Origin of the sequence: Acinetobacter sp. LMB-5 (assembly GCF_001541635.1) — a bacterium.
In the GTDB taxonomy this organism is placed as follows: Bacteria; Pseudomonadota; Gammaproteobacteria; order Pseudomonadales; family Moraxellaceae; genus Acinetobacter; species Acinetobacter pittii.
Genome location: NZ_LRDR01000048.1, coordinates 1 through 594 on the forward strand (window position 1 = coordinate 1; position 594 = coordinate 594).

Annotated in this window: 2 protein-coding genes; both read right to left on the minus strand. The window is 40.6% G+C overall.

Annotated features, from left to right (window positions below; all coding sequences use genetic code 11):
* Positions 1–21: 21 nt before the first annotated feature.
* A complete protein-coding gene (locus AW165_RS18440) occupies positions 22–411 on the minus strand; it encodes a hypothetical protein (RefSeq protein ID WP_060466684.1) in 390 nt (129 codons plus the stop codon).
* Positions 401–594: hypothetical protein (locus AW165_RS19820; protein WP_060466685.1), on the minus strand; the 194-nt coding region annotated here is incomplete at its 5' end. The genes AW165_RS18440 and AW165_RS19820, both read right to left, overlap by 11 nt.

Sequence of the window (594 nt, forward strand, 5' to 3'; positions counted from 1 at the left end):
CATATAACAGGAAAAACTCTTTCATTTCGCTTCTCCATTACTACCGCACAAACGCTCCAATAATGCAGCCCTAGCTTCATTTCGTTCCTTTGCGTCACTTAAATATTTGTCCGCAAGAGCTTGAGCTTTATCCATTTCATCAAGAGAAAATACATTACTTCCGTCTGAACGTCGGTCAGTCAACTCTCCATCAATATCCACATAATAAGTGTATGAGTAAGTTTGGGTTTGCTCCGCATTGCGAATAAGACTCTCGACTTCGATATTAATGCGCATCCAAGCAATCTTTCCTTTAAACACCAAACGGCTTGCTAACTCCGTAACATCATTAACGCGAAATACCATTAGCACTTCATCACCGAGATTAAATTTAGGCGTTTGTTGATATTCGAATACTTGTTTATTTTGCATTTTGAGACTCCATTAATTCTTCATATTCTTCTCGAACATTTGAGCCTTGATGATTCATCACCATATTTAGTGCGGCGATATAGCCTTCTTCAAATGTTGCATCTGGGTACGTCGAACCTTTTTCAGCAATTAGCGCTTCAGCCATCTCGACCTCACGCTCTAGAGCAGAGCGTGAGTGGACTG